The sequence below is a fragment of the Devosia sp. Soil_C_22 genome, from assembly GCF_057657195.1.
On the sequence record NZ_JBDGIY010000001.1, the window covers coordinates 1089937 to 1110852 of the forward strand.

At 66.0% G+C, this 20916-nt stretch carries 18 protein-coding genes; 15 read left to right on the forward strand and 3 right to left on the reverse strand.

Annotated elements, in window-relative coordinates; all coding sequences use genetic code 11:
- Positions 1 to 46 precede the first annotated feature (46 nt).
- Positions 47 to 1048, reverse strand: coding sequence for an ABC transporter substrate-binding protein (locus AC3A6I_RS05060; RefSeq protein WP_487542220.1), 1002 nt, complete (start codon positions 1046 to 1048; stop codon positions 47 to 49).
- 231 nt (positions 1049 to 1279) lie between these two features.
- Here AC3A6I_RS05060 and AC3A6I_RS05065 point away from each other — a divergent pair, with 231 nt between their 5' ends.
- The 10 genes from AC3A6I_RS05065 to ertC all read left to right on the forward strand — a co-directional run bounded on the left by AC3A6I_RS05065 (position 1280) and on the right by ertC (position 12491).
- The gene (locus AC3A6I_RS05065) at positions 1280 to 1669 is read left to right on the forward strand and encodes a RidA family protein (protein WP_487542222.1); all 390 of its coding nucleotides are present in this window, start codon (positions 1280 to 1282) and stop codon (positions 1667 to 1669) included.
- 14 nt (positions 1670 to 1683) lie between these two features.
- Positions 1684 to 2475 (forward strand): creatininase family protein, encoded by a 792-nt coding sequence (locus AC3A6I_RS05070; protein ID WP_487542224.1) that lies wholly within the window; start codon positions 1684 to 1686, stop codon positions 2473 to 2475.
- Between the two features lie 188 nt (positions 2476 to 2663).
- Positions 2664 to 4217 carry an aromatic amino acid lyase gene (locus tag AC3A6I_RS05075; protein WP_487542225.1) on the forward strand — a complete coding sequence of 518 codons (1554 nt, stop codon included), beginning with the start codon at positions 2664 to 2666 and terminating at the stop codon, positions 4215 to 4217.
- A gap of 96 nt (positions 4218 to 4313) precedes the next feature.
- Positions 4314 to 5222, forward strand: a complete 909-nt coding sequence (gene osmF / locus AC3A6I_RS05080) for a glycine betaine ABC transporter substrate-binding protein OsmF (RefSeq protein ID WP_487542227.1) — start codon at positions 4314 to 4316, stop codon at positions 5220 to 5222.
- 236 nt (positions 5223 to 5458) lie between these two features.
- On the forward strand, positions 5459 to 6643 hold the full coding sequence (locus AC3A6I_RS05085) for an ABC transporter permease (RefSeq protein WP_487542229.1): 1185 nt from the start codon (positions 5459 to 5461) through the stop codon (positions 6641 to 6643).
- Positions 6636 to 7574, forward strand: coding sequence for an ABC transporter ATP-binding protein (locus AC3A6I_RS05090; protein WP_487542231.1), 939 nt, complete (start codon positions 6636 to 6638; stop codon positions 7572 to 7574). Before AC3A6I_RS05085 ends, AC3A6I_RS05090 begins: the two co-directional genes overlap by 8 nt.
- Entirely contained in the window at positions 7571 to 8317 is a 747-nt protein-coding gene (locus AC3A6I_RS05095; RefSeq protein WP_487542233.1) for an ABC transporter permease, read from the forward strand. The genes AC3A6I_RS05090 and AC3A6I_RS05095 overlap by 4 nt, the downstream gene beginning before the upstream one ends.
- A gap of 142 nt (positions 8318 to 8459) precedes the next feature.
- Positions 8460 to 9803, forward strand: coding sequence for a hydantoin-5-propionate amidohydrolase (gene ertD / locus AC3A6I_RS05100; RefSeq protein WP_487542235.1), 1344 nt, complete (start codon positions 8460 to 8462; stop codon positions 9801 to 9803).
- 154 nt (positions 9804 to 9957) lie between these two features.
- Positions 9958 to 11199 carry a Zn-dependent hydrolase gene (locus AC3A6I_RS05105; protein ID WP_487542237.1) on the forward strand — a complete coding sequence of 414 codons (1242 nt, stop codon included), beginning with the start codon at positions 9958 to 9960 and terminating at the stop codon, positions 11197 to 11199.
- 164 nt (positions 11200 to 11363) lie between these two features.
- Entirely contained in the window at positions 11364 to 12491 is a 1128-nt protein-coding gene (gene ertC / locus AC3A6I_RS05110) for a thiohydantoin desulfurase (RefSeq protein WP_487542238.1), read from the forward strand.
- A 75-nt stretch (positions 12492 to 12566) separates the two neighbouring features.
- Here the strand turns inward: ertC and AC3A6I_RS05115 are convergent, their stop codons facing one another.
- Both AC3A6I_RS05115 and AC3A6I_RS05120 read right to left on the reverse strand, forming a co-directional pair.
- Entirely contained in the window at positions 12567 to 12908 is a 342-nt protein-coding gene (locus AC3A6I_RS05115) for an SH3 domain-containing protein (protein WP_487542240.1), read from the reverse strand.
- A gap of 173 nt (positions 12909 to 13081) precedes the next feature.
- Positions 13082 to 13567: a hypothetical protein gene (locus AC3A6I_RS05120; RefSeq protein WP_487542242.1), complete on the reverse strand. Its 486-nt coding sequence runs from the start codon at positions 13565 to 13567 to the stop codon at positions 13082 to 13084.
- Positions 13568 to 13809: 242 nt separating this feature from the next.
- On the opposite strand from AC3A6I_RS05120, the gene AC3A6I_RS05125 reads away from it, so the two are divergent.
- The 5 genes from AC3A6I_RS05125 (at position 13810) to AC3A6I_RS05145 (ending at position 20693) form a co-directional block, all read left to right on the forward strand.
- Positions 13810 to 14667 carry an NAD-dependent epimerase/dehydratase family protein gene (locus tag AC3A6I_RS05125; RefSeq protein WP_487542243.1) on the forward strand — a complete coding sequence of 286 codons (858 nt, stop codon included), beginning with the start codon at positions 13810 to 13812 and terminating at the stop codon, positions 14665 to 14667.
- A 181-nt stretch (positions 14668 to 14848) separates the two neighbouring features.
- The gene (locus AC3A6I_RS05130; RefSeq protein WP_487542245.1) at positions 14849 to 15970 is read left to right on the forward strand and encodes a microcin C ABC transporter permease YejB; all 1122 of its coding nucleotides are present in this window, start codon (positions 14849 to 14851) and stop codon (positions 15968 to 15970) included.
- The gene (locus AC3A6I_RS05135; protein WP_487542247.1) at positions 15970 to 17148 is read left to right on the forward strand and encodes an ABC transporter permease; all 1179 of its coding nucleotides are present in this window, start codon (positions 15970 to 15972) and stop codon (positions 17146 to 17148) included. Before AC3A6I_RS05130 ends, AC3A6I_RS05135 begins: the two co-directional genes overlap by 1 nt.
- Positions 17145 to 18770 carry an ABC transporter ATP-binding protein gene (locus AC3A6I_RS05140; RefSeq protein WP_487542249.1) on the forward strand — a complete coding sequence of 542 codons (1626 nt, stop codon included), beginning with the start codon at positions 17145 to 17147 and terminating at the stop codon, positions 18768 to 18770. Before AC3A6I_RS05135 ends, AC3A6I_RS05140 begins: the two co-directional genes overlap by 4 nt.
- A gap of 63 nt (positions 18771 to 18833) precedes the next feature.
- Complete coding sequence (locus tag AC3A6I_RS05145) at positions 18834 to 20693, forward strand: extracellular solute-binding protein (RefSeq protein ID WP_487542251.1); 1860 nt, start codon at positions 18834 to 18836, stop codon at positions 20691 to 20693.
- Positions 20694 to 20916: the final 223 nt, after the last annotated feature.

A 20916-nucleotide genomic window follows, 5' to 3' on the forward strand; every position in this document is an offset into this window, starting at 1 on the left:
AACGGCGCCGGCGGAATCGCCGACGCCGATGGCTCGAATAGCCGTGTTACTTCACGAGGTCCATGCCGAGGCCCTGGCAAACGAACTCGGTGTCGAAAGCCTGGGTATAGTCGATGCCTTCGTCGTACAGGCCGACCTTCACGCCCTCTTCGTAATAGGCCTTCCAGCGCGCGTCGGTCATGCAGCCAATGCCCTTGGTCTCGGCGTCGCCCGAGATCAGGATGCCGTATTCCTTCATCTTGGCGATGGAATAGGCGATCTGCTCGTCGGTCATTTCCGGATTGTCGGCCTTGATCAGGGCGTTACCGGCGGCGTTGTCGCCGTAGAGGTAGTTGTACCATCCGATGATCGAGGCTTCGACGAAGCGCTTGGCCACGTCCTTGTTCTCCTCGAGCCACGGCTTCATGGTCTCGATGGTGGTCGAGTAGGGCGCATAGCCCTGGTCGGCGAGCAGCCACACATCAGGGGCGAAGCCGGCTTCGCGCTCGATCGAGTAGGGCTCCGAGGTCAGGTAGCCCTGCTGGATCGCCATATCGTCGGCAAGGAACGACGCAGGGTTGAACTGGTAGGGCTCGTATTTCTCCTCGACGAAATCGGGAAATTCGGCCCGCATCCACAGGAAGTAGGACGAGAGCGCGTCGGCCGCGAGAATATACTTGCTGGCGCCGGCGAGCTCCGGGAACGCCTTGAACTTGCCCGGGTGCGAAATCAGGATCTGCGGATCCTTCTGGAACATCGCCGCGATCGTGACGGTCGGAATGCCTTCCTTCACGCTGTTGATCGCCGTCGTCGTGCCGCCCATGTAGAACTGGATTTGCCCGGCCACCAGCTGCGGGCGCATCGGCGCCTGCGGGCCGCCCTGCGCGATGGTGACGTCGAGGCCATACTTGGCATAGGTGCCGTCGGCCACGGCCTGATAGTAGCCACCGTGTTCCGCCTGCGCCAGCCAGTTGGTGGCGAAGGTCACCTTGTCCTGCGCCATCGCGCCGGTCACGCCCAGTGCCAGCGTTACCATGCTCGCCGAAATGAGCTTGGTGAGGTCCGTCATCGTTAGTCTCCCTGTTACGAACTCCGCCCGGACTTGTCCCCAGCCACGGCGGTCGGCAAACTGCTGGTGCCGCGATGGCACGCCGAAACATTCATTTCGTGCCCCTCCGAAAAAAGAAAGCCCAAAAATGCGTCAGTTCGAAAACTGCCGAGGATTTGGGCAGGCCGTTCGCCGAGGGGCTTTCCTTTCCAGCCTTTTGACGCTTAGCTGAGCATATAGATCGGGGGTCCTGTGCATAAGTCACTTTCGCCAACCAGCATCCACCCGCCCTTTGCGCCCTACAGTCCGGGCGTTGAAGTCGCGTCGCGCTCACGCTTCGTGTTCGTCTCCGGCCAGCTCGGTATCGCAGCGGACGGATCGATTCCCTCCGACTGCGCCGGGCAGGCGAGGCTCGCCTTCGCCAATATCGAGGCGATTCTCGCCGAGGCCGGCATGGGATTGAAGGACATCGTCCGCCTCAACGCCTATGTCACAGGGCGAGAGCATCTGCAGCCCTACATGCAGGTCCGCAACGGCCTGTTCGAAGAACCTTTTCCGGCCTCGACGCTGATGATCGTCGCCGGTTTCGCCCGACCCGAATTCGTGGTCGAGATCGAGGCCGTGGCGGCAACGCCCGGCTGAGCCCCGAGAGAGCAATGACCTACCGCAAGATCTGGTGGAACGACTTTTCCGCCACCGAATTCCACGGCCTCGATCCGATGAAGACGATTGCCGTCTTCCCGGTCGCGGCCATCGAGCAGCACGGCCCGCATCTGCCGGTCGGTACCGACACCATCATCAACCAGGGCCATCTCGACCTCCTGGTCGAACGCGCCCCGGCCGATCTCGATATCCGCATCCTGCCGGTGCAGGCGGTCGGCAAGTCGAACGAGCACACCTGGCAGCACGGCACCATCAGCGGCACGGCGACCAACCTGATCGAGGCCTGGACCCAGATCGGGCTCGAGATTGCCCGCACCGGTATCCGCAAGGTGGTGTTCGTCAACTCGCACGGCGGCAACGTCTCGATGCTCGACATCATCGCCCGCGAGCTGCGCGTGCAGCGCGGCATGCTGGCGGTGAAGGCGGGCTGGAGCCATTTCTGGCCCAAGGACATCTATTCCGATGTCGAGAACCGCTACGGCATCCACGGCGGCGACAGCGAAACCTCGCTGGTCATGCACTTCCGGCCCGAACTGGTGAACACCGACAAGCTGCAGGACTTCCCCTCGGTCGCGGCTCGCGACGAGCAAGCCTACAAGTACCTGCGCCCCACCGGCATGCTGAGCTATGCCTGGATCGCCTCGGACATCCATCCGCTGGGAGCGGCGGGTGAGGCCCATCTCGCCACCGCCGACAAGGGCCGGATCACCGCGGAGACCGCGGTGGACGGGTTCATCGAGCTGCTGCGCGAGGTGGAGCGGTATCCGCTGCCGGGCGAGCACTAACCCCCCTCATCCGGCGCTACGCGCCACCTTCTCCCCGACGGGGAGAAGAATACCGCTGCCCGGTGATCACCTCTATTCCTCTCCCCGTCGGGGAGAGGGTGGATCGGCCGCAGGCCGAGACGGGTGAGGGGTTGCACCCATCCGCCCACCCATTGCGCCGCCAATGCCGACCCGATAATCCGGATCACATGCATGAACCCGCGCCCGGCCTGTTTTCCCTGGAACTTTCCGGCAAGCCCCTGACCTTCGGGGACCTCGCTCGCATCGGCCAGCGCGCCACGACGTTGTCGGCCTCGCCGCACGCGATGCTTCGCGTCGATGCCGCGCGAAAAGTGCTCGAGGACAAGATCGCGCGCGGCGAACCCGTCTACGGTTCCACCACCGGCGTCGGCGCCATGAAGGATGTCGAGTGGTCGCCCGAACAGCTCGAGGCCTTCAACCTCGGCCTCGTGCGCGCCCATCACTTCGGCACCGGCGCGCCGTTCCCCAGTTCCGTGGTCCGCGCCGCCATGGCCATTCGCGTCAACACCGCGCTCACCGGCCGCGTCGGCTGCTCGCGCGGGCTGGTCGACGCCTATCTCGGCCTGCTCGAAAAGGACGTCGTGCCGGTCGTCCGCCGCACCGGTTCGATCGGCACCGCCGATATCGGGCTGATGGGCCAGATCGGCGCGGTGCTCACCGGCGTCGGCGAGGCCGTATACCAGAACCGGCGCATGTCGGCGGAAGCCGCGCTCGCCGAAGCCGGCCTCATGCCCTGCCGCATGGCGCCGCGCGACAGTCTTGCCTCGATCAGCGTCAATGCGGTGGGCTTTGCCGCGGCCGCCGAGGCCGTGCGCTCGGCCGCCTCCGCCGTGCGCATGCTGTTTGCCACCAGCCTCACCACCGCCGGGGCGCTCGGTGCGTCGCGCGATCCGTGGAAGGCCGTCGCCCATGTCGGCACCGAGCGCGAGGCAGCCATGGGCGATTGGCTCTATCGCAACGCCATGGGCTGGGATTGGCCCGATGCCACCCACGTCCAGGATCCGCTGAGCCTGCGGATGATGCCGCAGGTGTTCGGCGCGACCTTCGACACGCTGCTGATCGCCGGTCGCAGCATTCTCGCTGCCACCGGCCGCACAGACGACAATCCGGTGGTGGTCGACGGGCAGGTGCTGACTTCGGGCGGTTCGCTCCCGCTCGACGTCACCATCTATCTCCAGACCGCGCAGCTGGCGCTGGCGCATACCGCGAGAAACTCGTTCAACCGCTGTGTGCTGCTGTCGAACGGCGCCCGTCGCAACCTGCCGATCAACCTCGTGCCGCCCGGCGCCATCGCTACCGGTTTCGGCCCGATCATCAAGCTTGCCGGCGAGCTGTTTGCTCGCGCCCTGTCAATGTCGGTGCCGGTCTCCGCGCAGGCCATGGTGGTCGCCGCCGGCATCGAGGACGAAGCGGCCTTCCTGCCGCTGGTGGTCGAGCGCTTCGAGCGCCAGGTCCGCGCCCTGCGCCGCCTCGCCGCGCTCGAAGGCCTGCTCTCGGCCCAGGCCATGGATATCCACGGCGATCGGCCGAGCGGCGTACCGGGCTTCGTCTATGAAAAGGTCCGCCGCCACGCCGCCTACTACGAGGTCGACCGGCCGCTCTCGGTCGAGGTCGAGATCATCGAGAGCGAGCTGGGCTCGGATCGCAGCATGGCGGAATTGATTTCTCTCGCCGACCTTCCCGAACTGGACGAGTTTTTCGCTTTAGGGCCGGTGGCTTAGTATCGCGAGGTATGACTTTTCGCGGCCGGCCGTATAGGTTGGGCGACAATTCCGGCCGCAGGGACATTGGTGCGCCGGAGCAACAAGGAGTCCGTCATGCTTTCCACCAAACTGCTCGGCGCGGTCGCGGCGCTGGCCTTCACGGTGTCGGCTGCCAATGCGCAGGTCGTCGTTTCGAGTAAGATCGATACCGAGGGCGGTCTGCTCGGCAACATCATCAGCCAGGTGCTGCAGGCCAACGGCGTCGCCGTGACCGAGAAGATCCAGCTCGGCGGCACCCCGGTGGTGCGCCAGGCGATCACCGCCGGCGAGATCGACATCTATCCCGAATACACCGGCAACGCCGCGTTCTTCTTCGAAAAGGCCGACGATCCGCTCTGGAACGACGCCGCCAAGGCCTATGCCGAAGCCAAGAAGCTCGACTACGACGCCAACAAGATCGTCTGGCTGACCCCGGCGCCGGCCAACAACACCTGGGCCGTCGCCATCCGCAAGGATGTCGCCGACGCCAACAAGCTGACCACCTTCACCGAGCTCGGCGCCTATATCGCCGGCGGCGGCGAGTTCAAGCTGGCCGCCTCGGCCGAGTTCGTCTCCTCTCCGGCCGCGCTGCCGAAATTCCAGGAAGTCTACGGCTTCACCCTGAAGCCCGAGCAGCTGGTGACCCTCTCCGGTGGCGACACCGCCGCGACCATCGCGGCCGCCGCCCAGCAGACCAACGGCGTCAACGCCGCGATGGTCTACGGCACCGACGGCGGCATCGCTCCCTCGGGCCTCGTGGTCATGACCGACGACAAGGGCGTGCAGCCGGTCTACGAGCCCGCCCCGATCATCCGTGAATCGGTGCTGCAGGCCAATCCGCAGATCGAAGAGCTGCTGAAGCCGGTATTCGAAAAGCTCGACCTAGCGACCCTGCAGACGCTCAACGGCCGCATCCAGGTCGGTGGCGAAGCCGCCAAGGACGTCGCCGTCGACTGGCTGACCCAGAACGGCTTCCTGAAGTAAGCCGCTCGCAGCGCATGCATTTTGGGGGTGGGCAGCGGGGCTGCCCACCCCTAATGTTTTGAAATGCTTGGGTTGACCATGAGCGATCGGGGCTTCGACCCCTCACCCGTCTCGGCCTTCGGCCGATCCACCCTCTCCCCGACGGGGAGAGGAATGGTGCCTTTCACCGGCGCTTCGGGATTCTTCTCCCCGTCGGGGAGAAGGTGGCGCGTAGCGCCGGATGAGGGGTCTTCCCCATGACCGACATCGCCATGACAGCCCCGCGCCGCATCCCCATCGACAAGCTCGGCGTGCTCATCGCCGCCATTGCCGGTGTTGCCGCCTTCCTGCCCTTCGCCGCCTTCCGCGCCAACCGCATCGTGCTGGGTGAGAGCAAGAGCCTGTTCGCCGCGCTCCCGGGCTGGGAAGCGGCGCTCCTCGCGCTCGCCATCGCCGCCTGCATCGTCGTCGCGCTGCTGAAGACCCCGGTGCTGGGGCGTCTCGCCACCAGCCTCGCCATCCTCGCCGCGCTGTTCATCGCCATCGGCCATGCCGGCACTTTCCTCACGCCGCCCGGCGACAAGATCGCCCGCGTCTCGCCCGGTTCCGGCTTCTGGCTGCTGATCTTTGCCTTCGCGCTTCTCGCCGCCGACGCCATCGTGCGGCTGAAGCTGAGCCCGCTGGTCCGCATCGGCGTCCTCCTCGCCGTCGCCGCCTTCTTTGCAATCCTGCTCGGCACGGGCACGCTCAACGACCTCTCGATCCTGCGCGAATATGCCAATCGCGGCGACACGTTCTGGCGCGAGGCGCAGACGCACCTCGCCCTCGCCCTCGGCTCGCTCGTGGCCGCCACCGTCGTCGGCGTGCCGCTGGGCGTCGTCCTGCAGCGCAGCCCAACCTGGCGCGGCCCGGTGCTGAACGTGCTCAACGTCATTCAGACCATCCCTTCGATCGCGCTCTTCGGCCTCCTGATCGCGCCGCTTGCCTGGGTCGCTGCGAACGTGCCGCTCGCCGCCGCGCTCGGCATTTCCGGCATCGGCGCGGCGCCGGCCATGGTGGCGCTCTTTGCCTATTCGCTGCTGCCGGTCGTCGCCAACACCGTGGTCGGCCTCGAAAGCGTGCCACCCGCCGCCGACGATGCCGCCAAGGGCATGGGCATGACCGATTGGCAGCGGCTCGCTCGCGTGCAGCTGCCGCTCTCGTTTCCGGTCATCCTCACCGGTATCCGCATCGTGCTGGTGCAGAATATCGGGCTCGCCACCATCGCCGCGCTGATCGGTGGCGGCGGCTTCGGCGTGTTCGTGTTCCAGGGCGTCGGCCAGACCGCGATGGATCTCGTGCTGCTCGGCGCCGTGCCCACCGTGGCGCTCGCCTTCGCCGCCGCCGTCGTGCTCGATGCCATCGTCGAAATGGTCTCACCCAGGGAAGAGCGTCGTGATTGAGATCCAGGGCCTGACCAAGGATTATCTCGAGCTGCGCGTCGTCGACAGCGTGTCGCTCACCGTCAACGACGGCGAACTTGCCGTGATCGTCGGCACCTCCGGTTCGGGCAAGACGACGCTGCTGCGCATGATCAACCGGCTGATCGAGCCGACCTCGGGCACCGTGCTGATCGACGGCAAGGACACCCGCGCCGTGCCCGCGCATATCCTCCGCCGCGGCATCGGCTACGCCATCCAGGGCCATGGCCTGTTCCCGCACCGCACCGTGGCGCAGAACATCGCCACCGTGCCGGTGCTGATGGGCTGGGATAAGGCCCGGATCGACCGCAAGGTCGACGAGCTGCTCGAGCTGTTCCAGCTGCCGGCCAGCCAGTTCCGCGACCGCATGCCGAACGCCCTGTCCGGCGGCCAGCAGCAGCGCGTCGGCGTCGCCCGGGCGCTGGCCGCCGAGCCCAGCGTGCTGCTGATGGACGAGCCCTTCGGCGCGCTCGATCCCATCATCCGGGCAAAGGCGCAGGAAGACCTGCTCGCCATCCAGAAGCGCTTCGGCACCACCATCGTCTTGGTGACCCACGACATGGAGGAGGCCATCCACCTCGGCACCCGCATCGCCGTGATGGATAAGGGAAAGCTGCTGCAATACGCGACACCCGCCGAGATCGTGGTGAAGCCGGCGACCGATTTCGTCGGCGAGCTGCTCGGCAGCGGCGAACGCGCCTTCCGCCTCCTGGCGTTGCGCCGCATCGGTGATTTCGTCGAGCCGGGCGAGGCCTCGGGCCCGCCGGTTTCCACCGAGCAGACGCTGCGCGACGGGCTCGAGGAAGCGCTGTGGTCCGGCCGGAACGCCGTGCCGGTCGCCGATCCGTCGGGCAAGGTCGTCGGCCGCCTGACCATGGCCGCGCTCGAAAAGCTCGGAGCCCGGCCGCAATGAGCCGCGGGCTCATCATCCGGCTGGTCGTCCTCGCGCTGCTCGTGGCTTTCGTCGTGACGCCGCAGAGCTTTGCCTGGGTGTTCCAGCCGCTGACCCAGAACAACCAGCCGGCCATCTACACGCAGAATTCGCTGCTCAATCTCACGCTCAGCCACCTCACCATCGTCGCCATCGCCACCGTGCTGGCGACCGCCATCGCCGTCGGGCTGGCCGTGCTCGTGACGCGGCCGTTCGGGACGGAGTTCCTGCCGCTCAGCCGCTCCATCGCCAATATCGGCCAGACCTTTCCGCCGGTCGCGGTGCTGGCACTCGCCGTGCCGGTGCTCGGCTTCGGCACTGCGCCGACGCTGGTGGCGCTGTTCCTCTATGGCCTCCTGCCGATCTTCGAAAACGCCCTGACCGGCCTCACCACCTTGCCCCCGGCGGTCACCGAAGCGGCACGCGGCGTCGGCATGACCGACCGCCAACGCCTGTTCGGCGTCGAGCTGCCGCTCGCGACGCCCGTGATCCTTGCCGGCATCCGCCTGTCGGTGGTCATTTCGGTTGCCACTGCCACCATCGGGTCGACTGTCGCGGCATCGACTCTGGGCGAGGTCATCATCGCCGGCCTGCTGAGCAACAACGTCGCCTTCATCGCGCAGGGCGGGCTTGTCGTCGGGGTGATCGCGGTGCTGATCTACGACGCCCTCTCCGCCCTCGAACGCCGGCTGATGCGGCGCACGGGGCAGGGGAGTCGGGCGTGACGCCACATCCACGATGTCATTCCGGCGCAGGCCGGAATCCATCCTGAGATGTCGCCACTTCCTCCGCGCGCCGAAAGACCTCAGGATGGGCCCCGGCCTTCGCCGGGGTGAGCCCCGGTGTATCTGGAGTGATCTAGCCAAAATGTCCGATTTCGATCTCGTCCTCTCCGGCACAGTGGTGCTGCCCTCCATGGTCATCGAGGGCGGCTATATCGCTGTCCGCGACGGCAAGGTGATCCATGTCGGCGAAGGCACGCCGCCGCACGCGCATGAGCGCCACGATTTCGGCACGGGCCTGATCCTGCCCGGGGCCATCGACGCGCAGACCCACTCGCTGAGCCAGAAGAACCAGGAGGATTTCATCTGGTCGACCCGCTCGGCGGCGGCGGGCGGCGTCACCACCATTGTCGACATGCCCTATGACGAGGGCAATCTCGTCTGCTCGGCCGAGGCGGTGCAGCGGAAAGTCGCGCACGCCACGCCGCAGGCACGGGTGGACTTTGCCCTCTACGGCACCATCAACCCCGAGGACGGGGTGAGCAAGATCGCCGAACAGGCCAAGGCCGGCGTCGCCGCCTTCAAGTTCTCCACCTTCGGCACCCACCCGGTACGCTTCCCGCGCATCAACCCGCCGCTGCTGGCCGAAGCCTTCGCCGAAGTCGCCAAGACCGGCCTCACCGCCGGCGTCCACAACGAGGATGACGAGAGCGTGCTTGCCGCCATCGCCAAGGTGAAGGCCGCCGGCATCACCGACTGGCGCGCCCACGCGATGAGCCGCCCGCCGCTCACCGAACTGCTGGCGACGGTCCAGATCTACGAGACCGGCGCCGCCACCGGCTGCGAAGCGCATGTCGTCCACTGCTCGCTGAGCCGCGGCTACGACATCGCCGCCAGCTACCGCGCCCAGGGCTTTGCCGCCACCATCGAGTGCTGCATCCACTACCTCGTGCTCGACGAGGAGAACGACGTCCGCCGGCTGGGCGGCAAGGCTAAGATCAACCCGCCGATCCGCCCGCGCGACGAGGTCGAGGCGCTGTGGCGGCAGGTGGTGGCTGGCAATGTCACGCTCGTTTCCACCGACCACGTCAGTTGGTCCGAGGATAGGAAAACCAACCCCGACATGCTCGCCAACGCCTCCGGCGTCCCGGGGCTGGAGGCGATGGTGCCGCTGTTCGTCAAGGTCGCGCTGCAGCGCAACGTGCCGCTGACCTGGGCGGCCAAGCTGATGGCCGAGAACCCGGCGCGGCATTTCCGGCTGAAGGACAAGGGCGCGCTGGAAGCCGGCAAGGACGCCGACATCACCGTGCTGGTGGATCGGCTGGTCGTGTACGACGCCGCGCGCTCGGGCCACAACGTGGTCGGCTGGTCGCCCTACGATGGCATCGAGCTGCCTTGGACGGTGGCCGGGACATGGCTGCGCGGCAAGCCGGTGTTCGACGGCACCCACGTCGCCGAGCCGGGGGCAGGGCGGTGGGTGCGGCCGTGAGGATGGTGCTTTTGGCCTCCCCCCTCCCAACCTCCCCCACAAGGGGGGAGGTGCCTGCCAGTGTGCTGGGCGCGATTGAACCACAAGCTCGACTCTTCACCTCCCCCCTTGTGGGGGAGGCCGGGAGGGGGGTGCCACAAGCACAGATCTCACCATGACCCACAACCTCCCTACCCAGGAATCCCGCATCGCCGAGGATATCGCCTCCCTCGCCGAAATCACCGACCCGGATCGCCCCTACACCCGCCGCGCCTTCACCCCGATCTTCCTCAAGGGCCGCGAGTGGCTCACCACTCGCTTCGAGGCGGCGGGCCTTCGCACCCGCATCGATGCCTCCGGCAACCTGATCGGCACCCGCGCCGGCACCAAACCCGGCCGCGGCACGATCATGCTGGGCTCGCATTCCGACACCGTGCCCGATGGCGGTCGCTTCGATGGCATCGCCGGCGTTTCGGCCGCCCTCGAAGTCGCCCGCGCTCTGCATGACCAGAAGGTCGAGCTCGAGCATGATCTCGAGATCGTCGATTTCCTCGCCGAGGAAGTCTCGATCTTCGGCGTCTCCTGCATCGGCAGCCGCGGCATGATCGGCAAGCGCCCGCCCGAATGGCTCGATCGCACCGCCGAGGGCATCAGCCTGCGCGACGGCATCGCCGAGGTGGGCGGTCATCCCGGCATCAGCGAGATCCGCTCCGACATCAAGGCCTTCCTCGAACTTCACATCGAGCAAGGCCCGGTGCTGGAAGACGGTCACCTCGACGTCGGCGTCGTCACCGCCATCGCCGGCATCACCCGTATCGAAATCATTGTCGATGGCCGCGCCGACCATGCCGGCACCACCCCGATGGGCTCGCGCCAGGATGCGCTGACCACCGCCGCGCGGCTGGTGCTGGGTATCCAGGCGCTGGGCACGCGCCTCGCACAAGGCCAGTTCCACTTCGCCGCGACGGTCGGCGAATTCTCGATCGAACCCGGCGCCGCCAATGTCGTGCCGTCCCGCGCCCGGCTGCTCGTCGACGCCCGCGCCGAGCGCCGCGAGGACATGGAGAGCTTCGTCGCCGAGCTCGCCGTGCTGGCCCAGGCCACCTCGGCCGAGACCGGCGTCGCGATACAGCCACCATTGACCATTTCCGACAATTTCCCAACGCCTTGCGACGGCTTCGTGCTTGATACGCTCGACGCGGCAGCCGTGGCCGTGGGCGCGCGCCATCGCCGCATGGCTTCGGGCGCCGGCCACGACACAGCCTGGATGGCGCGGATCACCAAGGCAGCGATGATCTTCATCCCCTGCCTCGGCGGCCGCAGCCACACGCCGGACGAATATGCGGAAACGGCAGACGTGGCGCTTGGCGCCGCGGTGCTGCTGGAGGCGGTGAAGAGGCTGGATCGGGAGCTGTAGTGCTCGCCACCCCCTCATCCGGCGCTTCGCGCCACCTTCTCCCCGACGGGGAGAAGAATAGAACGCCGACTGCGCAGTCGGGAATTCCTCTCCCCGTCGGGGAGAGGGTGGACCGGCGAAGCCGGGACGGGTGAGGGGTTCAGCCTCGATAGGAGTGTACTGCCGTGGGTCGCGTATTGACCGAAAAGGATGTGGAGCCGGCCGTGAAGGGCGGTTCCGTCTACGCCGCCGGCGGTGGCGGCTGGGCTGATCATGGCCGCATGCTTGGCTATGCCGCCGTATCGATCGGCAAGCCCGAACTCGTCGATATCGAGGAGCTCGAGCCCAAAGACTGGGTGGCGACCGCCGCCGCCATCGGCGCGCCGGCCTCGACCACGCCGTGGGAAATGCAGGGCCGCGATTACGTGAAGGCCGTCGAGCTGCTGCAGGACGCGCTTGGTGAAAAGCTGAGCGGCCTGATCATCGGCCAGAACGGCAAGAGCTCGACCCTCAATGCCTGGCTGCCCGGCGCGATCCTCGGCACCAAGGTGGTCGACGCGGTCGGCGACATTCGCGCGCATCCCACCGGCGACATGGGCTCGATCGGCATGGCCGGCTCGCCCGAGCCGATGATCCAGACCGCCGTCGGCGGCAACCGCGCCGAGAACCGCTACATCGAGCTGGTGGTGAAGGGCGCGACCGCAAAGGTCTCGCCGATCCTGCGCACCGCCGCCGACCAGTCGGGTGGCTTCATCGCCTCCTGCCGCAATCCGCTGCGCGCCAAATATGTGCGCCGCAACGCCGCGCTGGGCGGCATCTCGCTGGCGCTCCAGCTCGGCGAGGCGATCATCGAGGCGGAGACGAAGGGCGGCTCGGCTGTCATCGATGCCATCGTCAAGACCACCGGCGGCACCATCCTCGCCAAGGGCACGGTGACCAGGAAGGATCTCGTCTACACCAAGGAAGCCTTCGACGTCGGCCGCTTCGTGGTGGGGGAGGGCGACAAGGCCATCACCATCCACACCATGAACGAATACATGGCGATCGACGATGCCGGCGGGAACCGTCTCGCCACTTTCCCGGACGTGATCTCGACCCTCGACGCCGCCGGCACCCCGCTCAGCGCCGGCCAGCTGCGCGAAGGCATGTTTATCTTCATCCTGCACGTCCCCAAGAAGATCATCCCGCTCTCCTCCTCGGTCCTCGACCCGGCGGTCTACCCTTCGGTCGAAAAGGCCATGGGCATCGAGCTGGCGAAGTACGCGCTCGCCGGTGTGTCGCCGAAGAAGAAGGCCGGCAAGGGCTGGGAGTAGCCCAAAAAAGAAAACCGGCGCCGCTGGAGATCGGCGCCGGAGCAGGCGGAGGAGGTCAGGCAAGCTGGTTGGGGCTCAGATGTCCCAGTCGTAGAGGACCTTGAGGAACTTGGCGTTGACCCAGCCCTTGGTGTCCTGCTGTTCGACGAGGCACCAGTCCGAGCCACCCTGCGGGGCGATAATGCAGCGCTCCACCCACACCGAGCTCTTGGGCTCGAACTCGCCGACCTTCTGCGAGTAGGAGGCGGGCCACTTGCGGACGTTGAGCGTATCCCACTTCTTGACGCCCACGATGTTGGCGGGGCTCTCGACATGGTAGCCGGCGGCCAGCGCGGGCTGCACGGCGAAAGCGGCGGCGCCGACCATCACGAGCCCGGCGAGGGCGGCGATCAGCACTTTTTCCTGGTTCTTGTTCATTTTGGCGTCCTCTCGGGGCCGGGGTGTTTCGATCTGTTGTCCCGACTATGGCGTCGCAGCTTTGAACCGGCACTGAGCCCGCTATTCAGAAAGCATTCATCGCGACGGCCTCCGGAGGGCAAAAAGGCGGATGCCGAAGCACCCGCCTTGCCGCATTCGAACCTGGTGATGGCTCAGTTGGAGTGCACGTAGAGCACCGCATCCTCTGGCTGGCTGATCGAGATGCCGACGACATCGCCGACGTCAAAGCCGTTGTCCGCCAGTTCGAGCCGCATGACAGCGTTGCGCTTGATCGCCCAGCGGATGTTCTCGACGCCCTTTTGCTGCGCCATCAGGTTCCGGCCGTCGCACACCGTGACGATCAGCACATCCTCGTTGACGCGCCGGATCTGCGCGGCGCTCACATGACCGAGGCCCCCGACGTCGGAGGAACATTCCACGAGGCCGTGCTTGTTGCCCGGAATGGTCGGCCCGTCGCAGTCGTCGTAGCACTCGTTGCCGCCGTCATCGTCGTCGTCATTGTCATCATTGTTGCAGTTGATGCGACAGTTTGGGTCGTTGGGACGGTCCTGGGCGTAGGCCGAAGTCGTTGCGCCAAGGCCGGCCATGCCGATGCCAGTCAGGGCCACGAGGGTGAGAGTGAGCAGCTTGAGGTTCATTTCCATCTCCGGAACGGTTGCAAGTCCGGCCGCGTCGGGAGCGTGCCCGGCGCCGGGTCAGGGCCGTTCGAACGACAGGTTCGATGCTGCCCAGCGTGATCGCCCGGCTTTGAACGGGCGGTGAGACCGGCATTCAGGTGCTGTTAACCCAGGTGTCCGCTGCGCGATGCCACCAGTTACGGATTTACCTTCATGCGCCGCGTGCTACGGTCAGCCATTCATCCAATGCGGGGAGGCGGAGAATGCCCAAGGTTCTGGTCACTGGCGGCAGCGGTAAACTTGGGCGCGCCGTGCTCAAGGACCTGGTGCAGAACGGCTACTCCGTCCTCAACGTCGACCAGGTGCTGCCGCGCGATCCCGTCTGCCCGACGGTGCGCATCGACCTCACCGATTTCGGCCAGGTGGCGCAAGCCGTGCTTGGCGGGATCGACGAACGCCGCGGCCCATTCGATGCGGTCGTCCATCTCGCCGCGATCCCGGCGCCGGGCCTGTTCGCCAACAGCGCCACGGTGCGCAACAACGTGCCGACTAGCTACAACGTGTTCGAGGCCTGCCGCCTCGCCGGCATCAAGAGCGTCGTCTTTGCTTCGAGTGAAACCGTGCTCGGCCTTCCCTTCGAGACGCCGCCGCCCTACGTGCCGGTGGACGAGGAATATTTCCCGCGCCCCGAGACGGCCTATTCGCTCGGAAAGCTCCTCGACGAGACCATGGCGGCGCAGTATTGCCGCTGGGATCCGAGTCTGAAGATGGTGGGCCTGCGCTTCTCCAACGTCATGGACGTCGAGGACTACGCCAAGTTCCCTGGCTTTGATGCCGATCCCAAGCTGCGCAAATGGAACCTGTGGGGCTATATCGATGCCCGCGACGGGGCTCAGGCGGTGCGCCGCGGCATCGAGGCCGAGTTCAAGGGCTTCGAGGCTTTCATCATCGCCAATGCCGATACGGTGATGAGCCGCTCGAACATGTCGCTGATGGCCGAGGTGTTTCCCAGCGTCCCGCACAAGCGCGAGCTGTCGCAGAACGGCACGCTGCTCTCGATCGACAAGGCGCGGCGCATGCTCGACTACAACCCGCAGCATAGCTGGCGGAACCACGTCTGATGCTCGTTCGCCGACTATGCGGCGAGGCACGACCGCATTTTCGCCGTCGGCGACGAGATAGGTGTTGAGTTCACCGGCCGGTGACTCTCCAATGGCCAATCAACGCTTGGTGATTTGCCGCAATGCGGCCAACACTGCTCCCGTTGTTAGCACCGACTGACCCGCATGCCGGAGCCGCCACTTGGGCGCCTATATCCTGAGACGCCTGTTGCTGATGATCCCGACCCTGCTCGGGATCATGGTCATCTCCTTCGCCATCGTGCAGTTCGCGCCGGGCGGCCCGGTCGAACAGATGATCGCGCAGATGAGCGGGCAGAATGTCAGTGCAACCGAACGCGTGACCGGCAGCGAGGGCGGCGATTTCGCCGGTCAGCAACTCGGGCAGGCGCAGAACACGGCCGAGGCCAACTCCACGACATCGCGCTATCGCGGCGCGCAGGGGCTCCGGCCGGAGATCATCGAGCGCATCGAGAAGCAGTTCGGCTTCGACAAGCCGCCGCTCGAACGCTTCTTGTCGATGATGTGGAACTACATCCGCTTCGATTTCGGCCAGAGCTATTTCCGGGACATCTCGGTCGTCGACCTGATCATCGAAAAGCTGCCGGTCTCGATCACGCTTGGTGTCTGGATGACGTTGCTCGGCTACGGCGTGTCGATCCCGCTGGGGATTGCGAAGGCGCTGCGCGACGGCTCGCGCTTCGATGTCTGGACCTCGTCGATCGTCATCGTCGGGTATGCGCTGCCCGGTTTCCTCGTTGCGGTGCTGCTGATCGTACTGTTCGCCGGCGGCAGCTTCTGGAGCATCTTTCCGCTGCGCGGGCTCACGTCGGAGAATTTCGCCAGCCTGCCCTGGTATCAGCAAATCCTCGACTATCTCTGGCACATCACGCTGCCCATCACCGCCATGGCGATCGGCGGCTTCGCCACGGTGACGCTGCTGACCAAGAACTCCTTCCTCGAGGAGATCCGCAAGCAATACGTCGTGACCGCGCGGGCCAAGGGTCTGTCGGAGCGGCAGGTGCTGTATCGGCATGTGTTCCGCAACGCCATGCTGCTGGTCATTGCCAGCTTTCCGGCCGCGTTCATCTCGGCCTTCTTCGGCGGCTCGCTGCTCATCGAGACGATCTTCTCGCTCGACGGGCTCGGCCTGCTGAGCTTCCAGTCCGTGCTCAACCGCGACTATTCGGTGGTGTTTGCCACGCTTTACGTCTTCTCGCTGCTCGGCCTCGTCATCGGGCTCATCTCCGATCTGATGTATATGTGGGTCGATCCGCGCATCGACTTCGAGAAGCGGGAAGTCTGATGCACGCCACGCTTGCGGGCATCCGGACGCCCTTCATCGCCTTCGCGCCGGCCGAGCAGGCCCGCTCCGCCCCGTCGCGGCTCTCACCTATCAACCGCCGCCGGCTGAAGATCTTCGAGGCCAACAAGCGCGGGGTGTGGTCGCTGTGGATCTTCCTCGTTCTATTCATCTTGACGCTGTTCGCCGAAGTCATCGCCAATGACCGGCCGATCATCGCGAGCTATCGCGGCGAGTTGCTTTTTCCGGCCTTTGTGAACTACCCCGAGAGCAAGTTCGGCGGTTTCCTCGCCGAAACGGTGTACCGCGATCCCTTCATCGCCGATGAGATCGCTGCCAATGGCTGGATGATCTGGCCGCCGGTCCGCTACTCCTACTCGACCGTCGACGAGTCCCTAACCGGCGCGGCGCCGAGCAAGCCGAGCTGGCTGCAGACCGCCGAGGAGCGTTGCGGGCTCTATCCGCAGGGCGTCAACGACCCGTCCTGTACCATCGGCAACTGGCACTGGATCGGCACCGACGACCAGGGCCGCGATGTGCTGGCGCGGCTGATCTACGGCTTTCGCATCTCGGTGCTGTTCGGCCTGACGCTGACCATCTTCTCCTCGATCATCGGCGTCGCTGCGGGGGCCTTGCAGGGCTATTTCGGCGGCTGGGTCGACCTGGTGGCGCAGCGCGTCATCGAGGTATGGACGGCCATCCCGTCACTTTACCTGCTGCTGATCATCTCGAGCGTGATCGCGCCCAGCTTCTGGGTGCTGCTGGGCATCCTGCTGCTGTTCTCGTGGACGGCGCTGGTCGGTATCGTGCGGGCCGAGTTCCTGCGGGCCCGCAACTTCGAGTATATCGCCGCGGCACGGGCGCTCGGCGTTTCCAACTGGCGCATCATGGTCGGGCATATGCTGCCGAACGCCATGGTGGCGACCCTGACCTTCATGCCGTTCATCCTCGCTGGCTCGGTGACGACGCTCACCGCGCTCGATTTCCTCGGCTTCGGCCTGCCGGTGGGCTCGCCCTCGCTGGGTGAACTGCTGGCGCAGGGCAAGGACAATCTCTCGGCCTGGTGGCTGGGCGTCACCGGCTTTTTCACGATCTCGGTGCTGCTGACGCTGCTCGTCTTCATCGGCGAGGCCGTGCGTGACGCCTTCGATCCGCGCAAGACTTTTGCGGGTCGGCTATGAGCGAGCCCCTGCTCAGCGTCGACGACCTGCATGTCGACTTCGTCACCGAGCATGGGCTGTCGCATGCGGTGCGCGGCGTCAGCTTCGATATCCAGCCCGGCCAGACGGTGGCGCTGGTGGGCGAAAGCGGCTCGGGCAAGTCGGTGACGGCGCTGTCGATCCTGAAGCTGCTGCCTTACCCGGCAGCGTCGCATCCGAAGGGCAGGGTGCTGTTCGAGGGGCAGGATTTGCTTGCTGCCGGTGACCGCGCCATTCGCGGTGTACGCGGCAACGACATCTCGATGATCTTCCAAGAGCCGATGAGCTCGCTGAACCCGCTGCACACGGTGGAGCGACAGGTCACCGAGGCGCTGATGCTGCACCGTGGGCTGCGCAAGGCAGCAGCGCGGAAGCGGACGATCGAGCTGCTCACCGAGGTCGGCATCCCCGACCCGGAGACGCGGCTCGACGACTTTCCGCATCAGCTGTCCGGCGGGCAACGGCAGCGCGTGATGATCGCCATGGCGTTGGCGAACGAACCGAAACTGCTGATCGCCGACGAGCCCACGACGGCGCTCGACGTCACCGTGCAGGCGCAGATCCTCGCGCTGCTGCAGGACCTGCAGAAGCAACGTGGCATGGCTATCCTGTTCATCACTCACGACCTCGGCATCGTGCGCAAGATGGCCGAGGTGACCCATGTGATGACCGAAGGGCTGATCGTCGAATCCGGCCCGACCGAGACGCTCTTCGCCGCGCCGCAGCACGCCTATACGAAGAAACTCGTCGCCGCCGAACCGAGGGGCGCACCGCCGGCCCCGCTGCCCGATGCCGAGACCATCGTCGCGGCGGAGAAGCTGCGGGTGTGGTTCCCGGTCAAGCGCGGCCTGTTCCGCCGCACCGTGGGCCATGTGAAGGCGGTCGACGATGTCGATATCGCCATCCGGCGTGGTGAGACCGTTGGGGTCGTAGGCGAGTCCGGCTCGGGGAAGACCACGTTGGGGCGGGCGCTGCTTCGGCTGATCAGCTCGGAAGGACGGATCGTCTATCTCGGCCGCGACCTCGCCGGCCTCTCATGGCAGGCGATGCGGCCGCTGCGGCGCGACATGCAGATCGTCTTCCAGGACCCGTTCGGCTCGCTCAGCCCGCGCATGTCGGTGGCCGAGATCGTTGCCGAGGGGCTGTCGGTCCACCTTCCGCAACTCGCAGTTGCCGAGATCGACGCGAAAGTAGTGCAGGCCCTGACCGAAGTCGGGCTCGATCCGGCGACGCGCTTCCGCTACCCGCACGAGTTCTCCGGCGGGCAGCGTCAGCGGATCTCGATTGCCCGTGCCATGGTGCTCGAGCCTAAATTCGTGGTTCTGGACGAGCCGACGTCGGCGCTCGACATGAGCGTGCAGGCCCAGGTGGTCGACCTCTTGCGCGAATTGCAGGCCCGGCACGGCCTCACCTATCTTTTCATCTCGCACGACCTGCGGGTGGTCCGGGCTCTCGCCAACCGGCTGATCGTCATGCGCAACGGCAGGGTGGTCGAGCATGGCGCGGCCACCGACCTGTTCGAGCATCCTCAGTCCGATTACACCCGCGCCCTCATTGCGGCGGCCTTCAAGTCCGAGGCGAGCCCCGGCGCGGTCGCGGAGTGAGGCTCGATTCCCGCTGAAATCGCCCGTAAGCTCAATTCCAACGACATCGAAACGAGGCTCCTCATGCACCGCAAATCGCTCGCCTCCCTCGCTTTCGCGGCTCTTCTCGCCGTCACGCCCGCCATCGGCCAGGAGACGGCCGAGACGCCCGTCTGGCACCATGCCGGCGCCTTCTTCGGCGAGCCGAAATATCCCGAAGGTTTCGAGCGCTTCGACTACGTCAATCCCGATGCTCCGGTGGGCGGCACGGTGCGGTTGAGCTCGATGGGCAGCTTCGACACGTTCAATCCGCTCCTGCCGCAAGGGGAGCCCGCCGATGGCCTCGGTCTGATCTACGAGTCGCTGACCTCGCCCTCGCTCGATGAGGTCAATACCCAGTATGGCAACCTCGCCGAAGCCTTCAGCTACCCGGCCGACTATTCCTCGGTGACCTTCCGGATGAACCCGCGGGCCAAGTGGGCCGACGGCGAGCCGATCACCACCGACGACGTGATCTGGTCGTTCAACAAGGCCATCGAGCTCAACCCGAACCAGGCCAACTACTACGCCAATGTCACCGGCGCGGCGTCCAACGCGCCGGGCGAGGTGACCTTCAGCTTCGACCAGACCGGCAATCGCGAGCTGCCGCTGATCATGGGGCAACTGCTGGTGCTGCCCAAGCACTGGTGGGAGGGGACGAGCCCGAACGGGCAGCCGCGCGACATCGGCAAGTCGACGCTCGAGCCGCCGCTCGGTTCGGGTCCGTACAAGCTCGCCACCTTTACCGCCGGTCGCTCGATCACCTACGAGCGCGATCCGGACTACTGGGGACATGCGGAGCCGGCCAACATCGGCCAGAACAATTTCCAGACCATGCGCTACGAGTATTTCCTCGATACGACGGCCCAGTTCGAGGGCTTCAAGGGCGACCAGTTCGACTGGTGGGACGAGAATCTCGCGCTGCGCTGGCAGAATGACTACACCTTCCCCGCTGTTACCGACGGCAGGGTGATCAAGGAGCTGTTCGAGAACCCCTACCGCGACAGTGGCGTGCTCGTCGGGTTCATCCCGAACCAGCGCCGGCCACTGTTCCAAAACGAAGCGCTGCGCGAGGCCATGCTTTACGCCTTCGACTTCGAGGAGCTCGACAAGCTGCGCTTCTTCGGCCAGTACGATCGCATCAACTCGTATTTCTTCGGCACCGAGTTCGCCTCGTCCGGGCTGCCCGAGGGCGAGGAGCTGGAAATCCTCAACTCGGTGAAGGACAAGGTCCCCGAGCGGGTATTCACCACCGAGTATGCCAATCCCGTGTCGGGCGATCCGACCAAGCTGCGCGAGAACCTGCGCACTGCCAACCAGTTGCTGACCGCCGCTGGCTACACCCTGCAGGGCAACCAGTTGCTCGACCCGACGGGGGCGCCGGTGGCCTTCGAGATCCTGCTCAACGGCCCGACCATCGAGCCGATCGCGCAGGCCCTCGTCACCAACCTCAAGCGCCTGGGCATGAATGTCACCATCCGCCCGGTCGACTCGGCGCAGTACATCGAGCGGGTGCAGAACCGCGATTTCGATGTGATCTACAGCGGCTGGGCCCAGTCGCTGTCGCCGGGCAATGAGCAGCGCTACTTCTGGGGCTCGGCCGCCGCCGACCAGAACGACAGCTCCAACCATGCCGGCATCAAGGATCCCGGCATCGACGCGCTGATCGACAAGATCATCTTCGCCGACGATCGCGAGACGCTGATTGCCGCGACCCGTGCGCTGGATCGCGTGCTGCTGGCGCATCACTTCACCGTGCCGACCTATACGCTGCGCCACGCCCGTATCGCGCGCTGGGACCGCTTCAGCCATCCCGATCCGCTGCCGGAATTCTCGATCGGCTTCCCCACCGTGTGGTGGTGGGACGATGAGAAGGCGGCCAAGGTGGGCGCGCCGCGGAACTGAGGCAACACTGAAAGCCCGGCGAGCCTCGGCTCCCGGGTTTCTCACCAGTCTTGCCGCTCCCTGAGGTGCGGCATGGGCGGGACTTCGTCCCTGTTCTGCCGGTCTACCGGCATTGGTAGTCGGTGGGACTTTCGCCCCGCCCATTGCGAAGGGATTTTTGGTGTTCGGCACCGCGAAGCGATGCAGGAACCGCCCACCCCAGACGCGACGGCTCGCCCCTGGA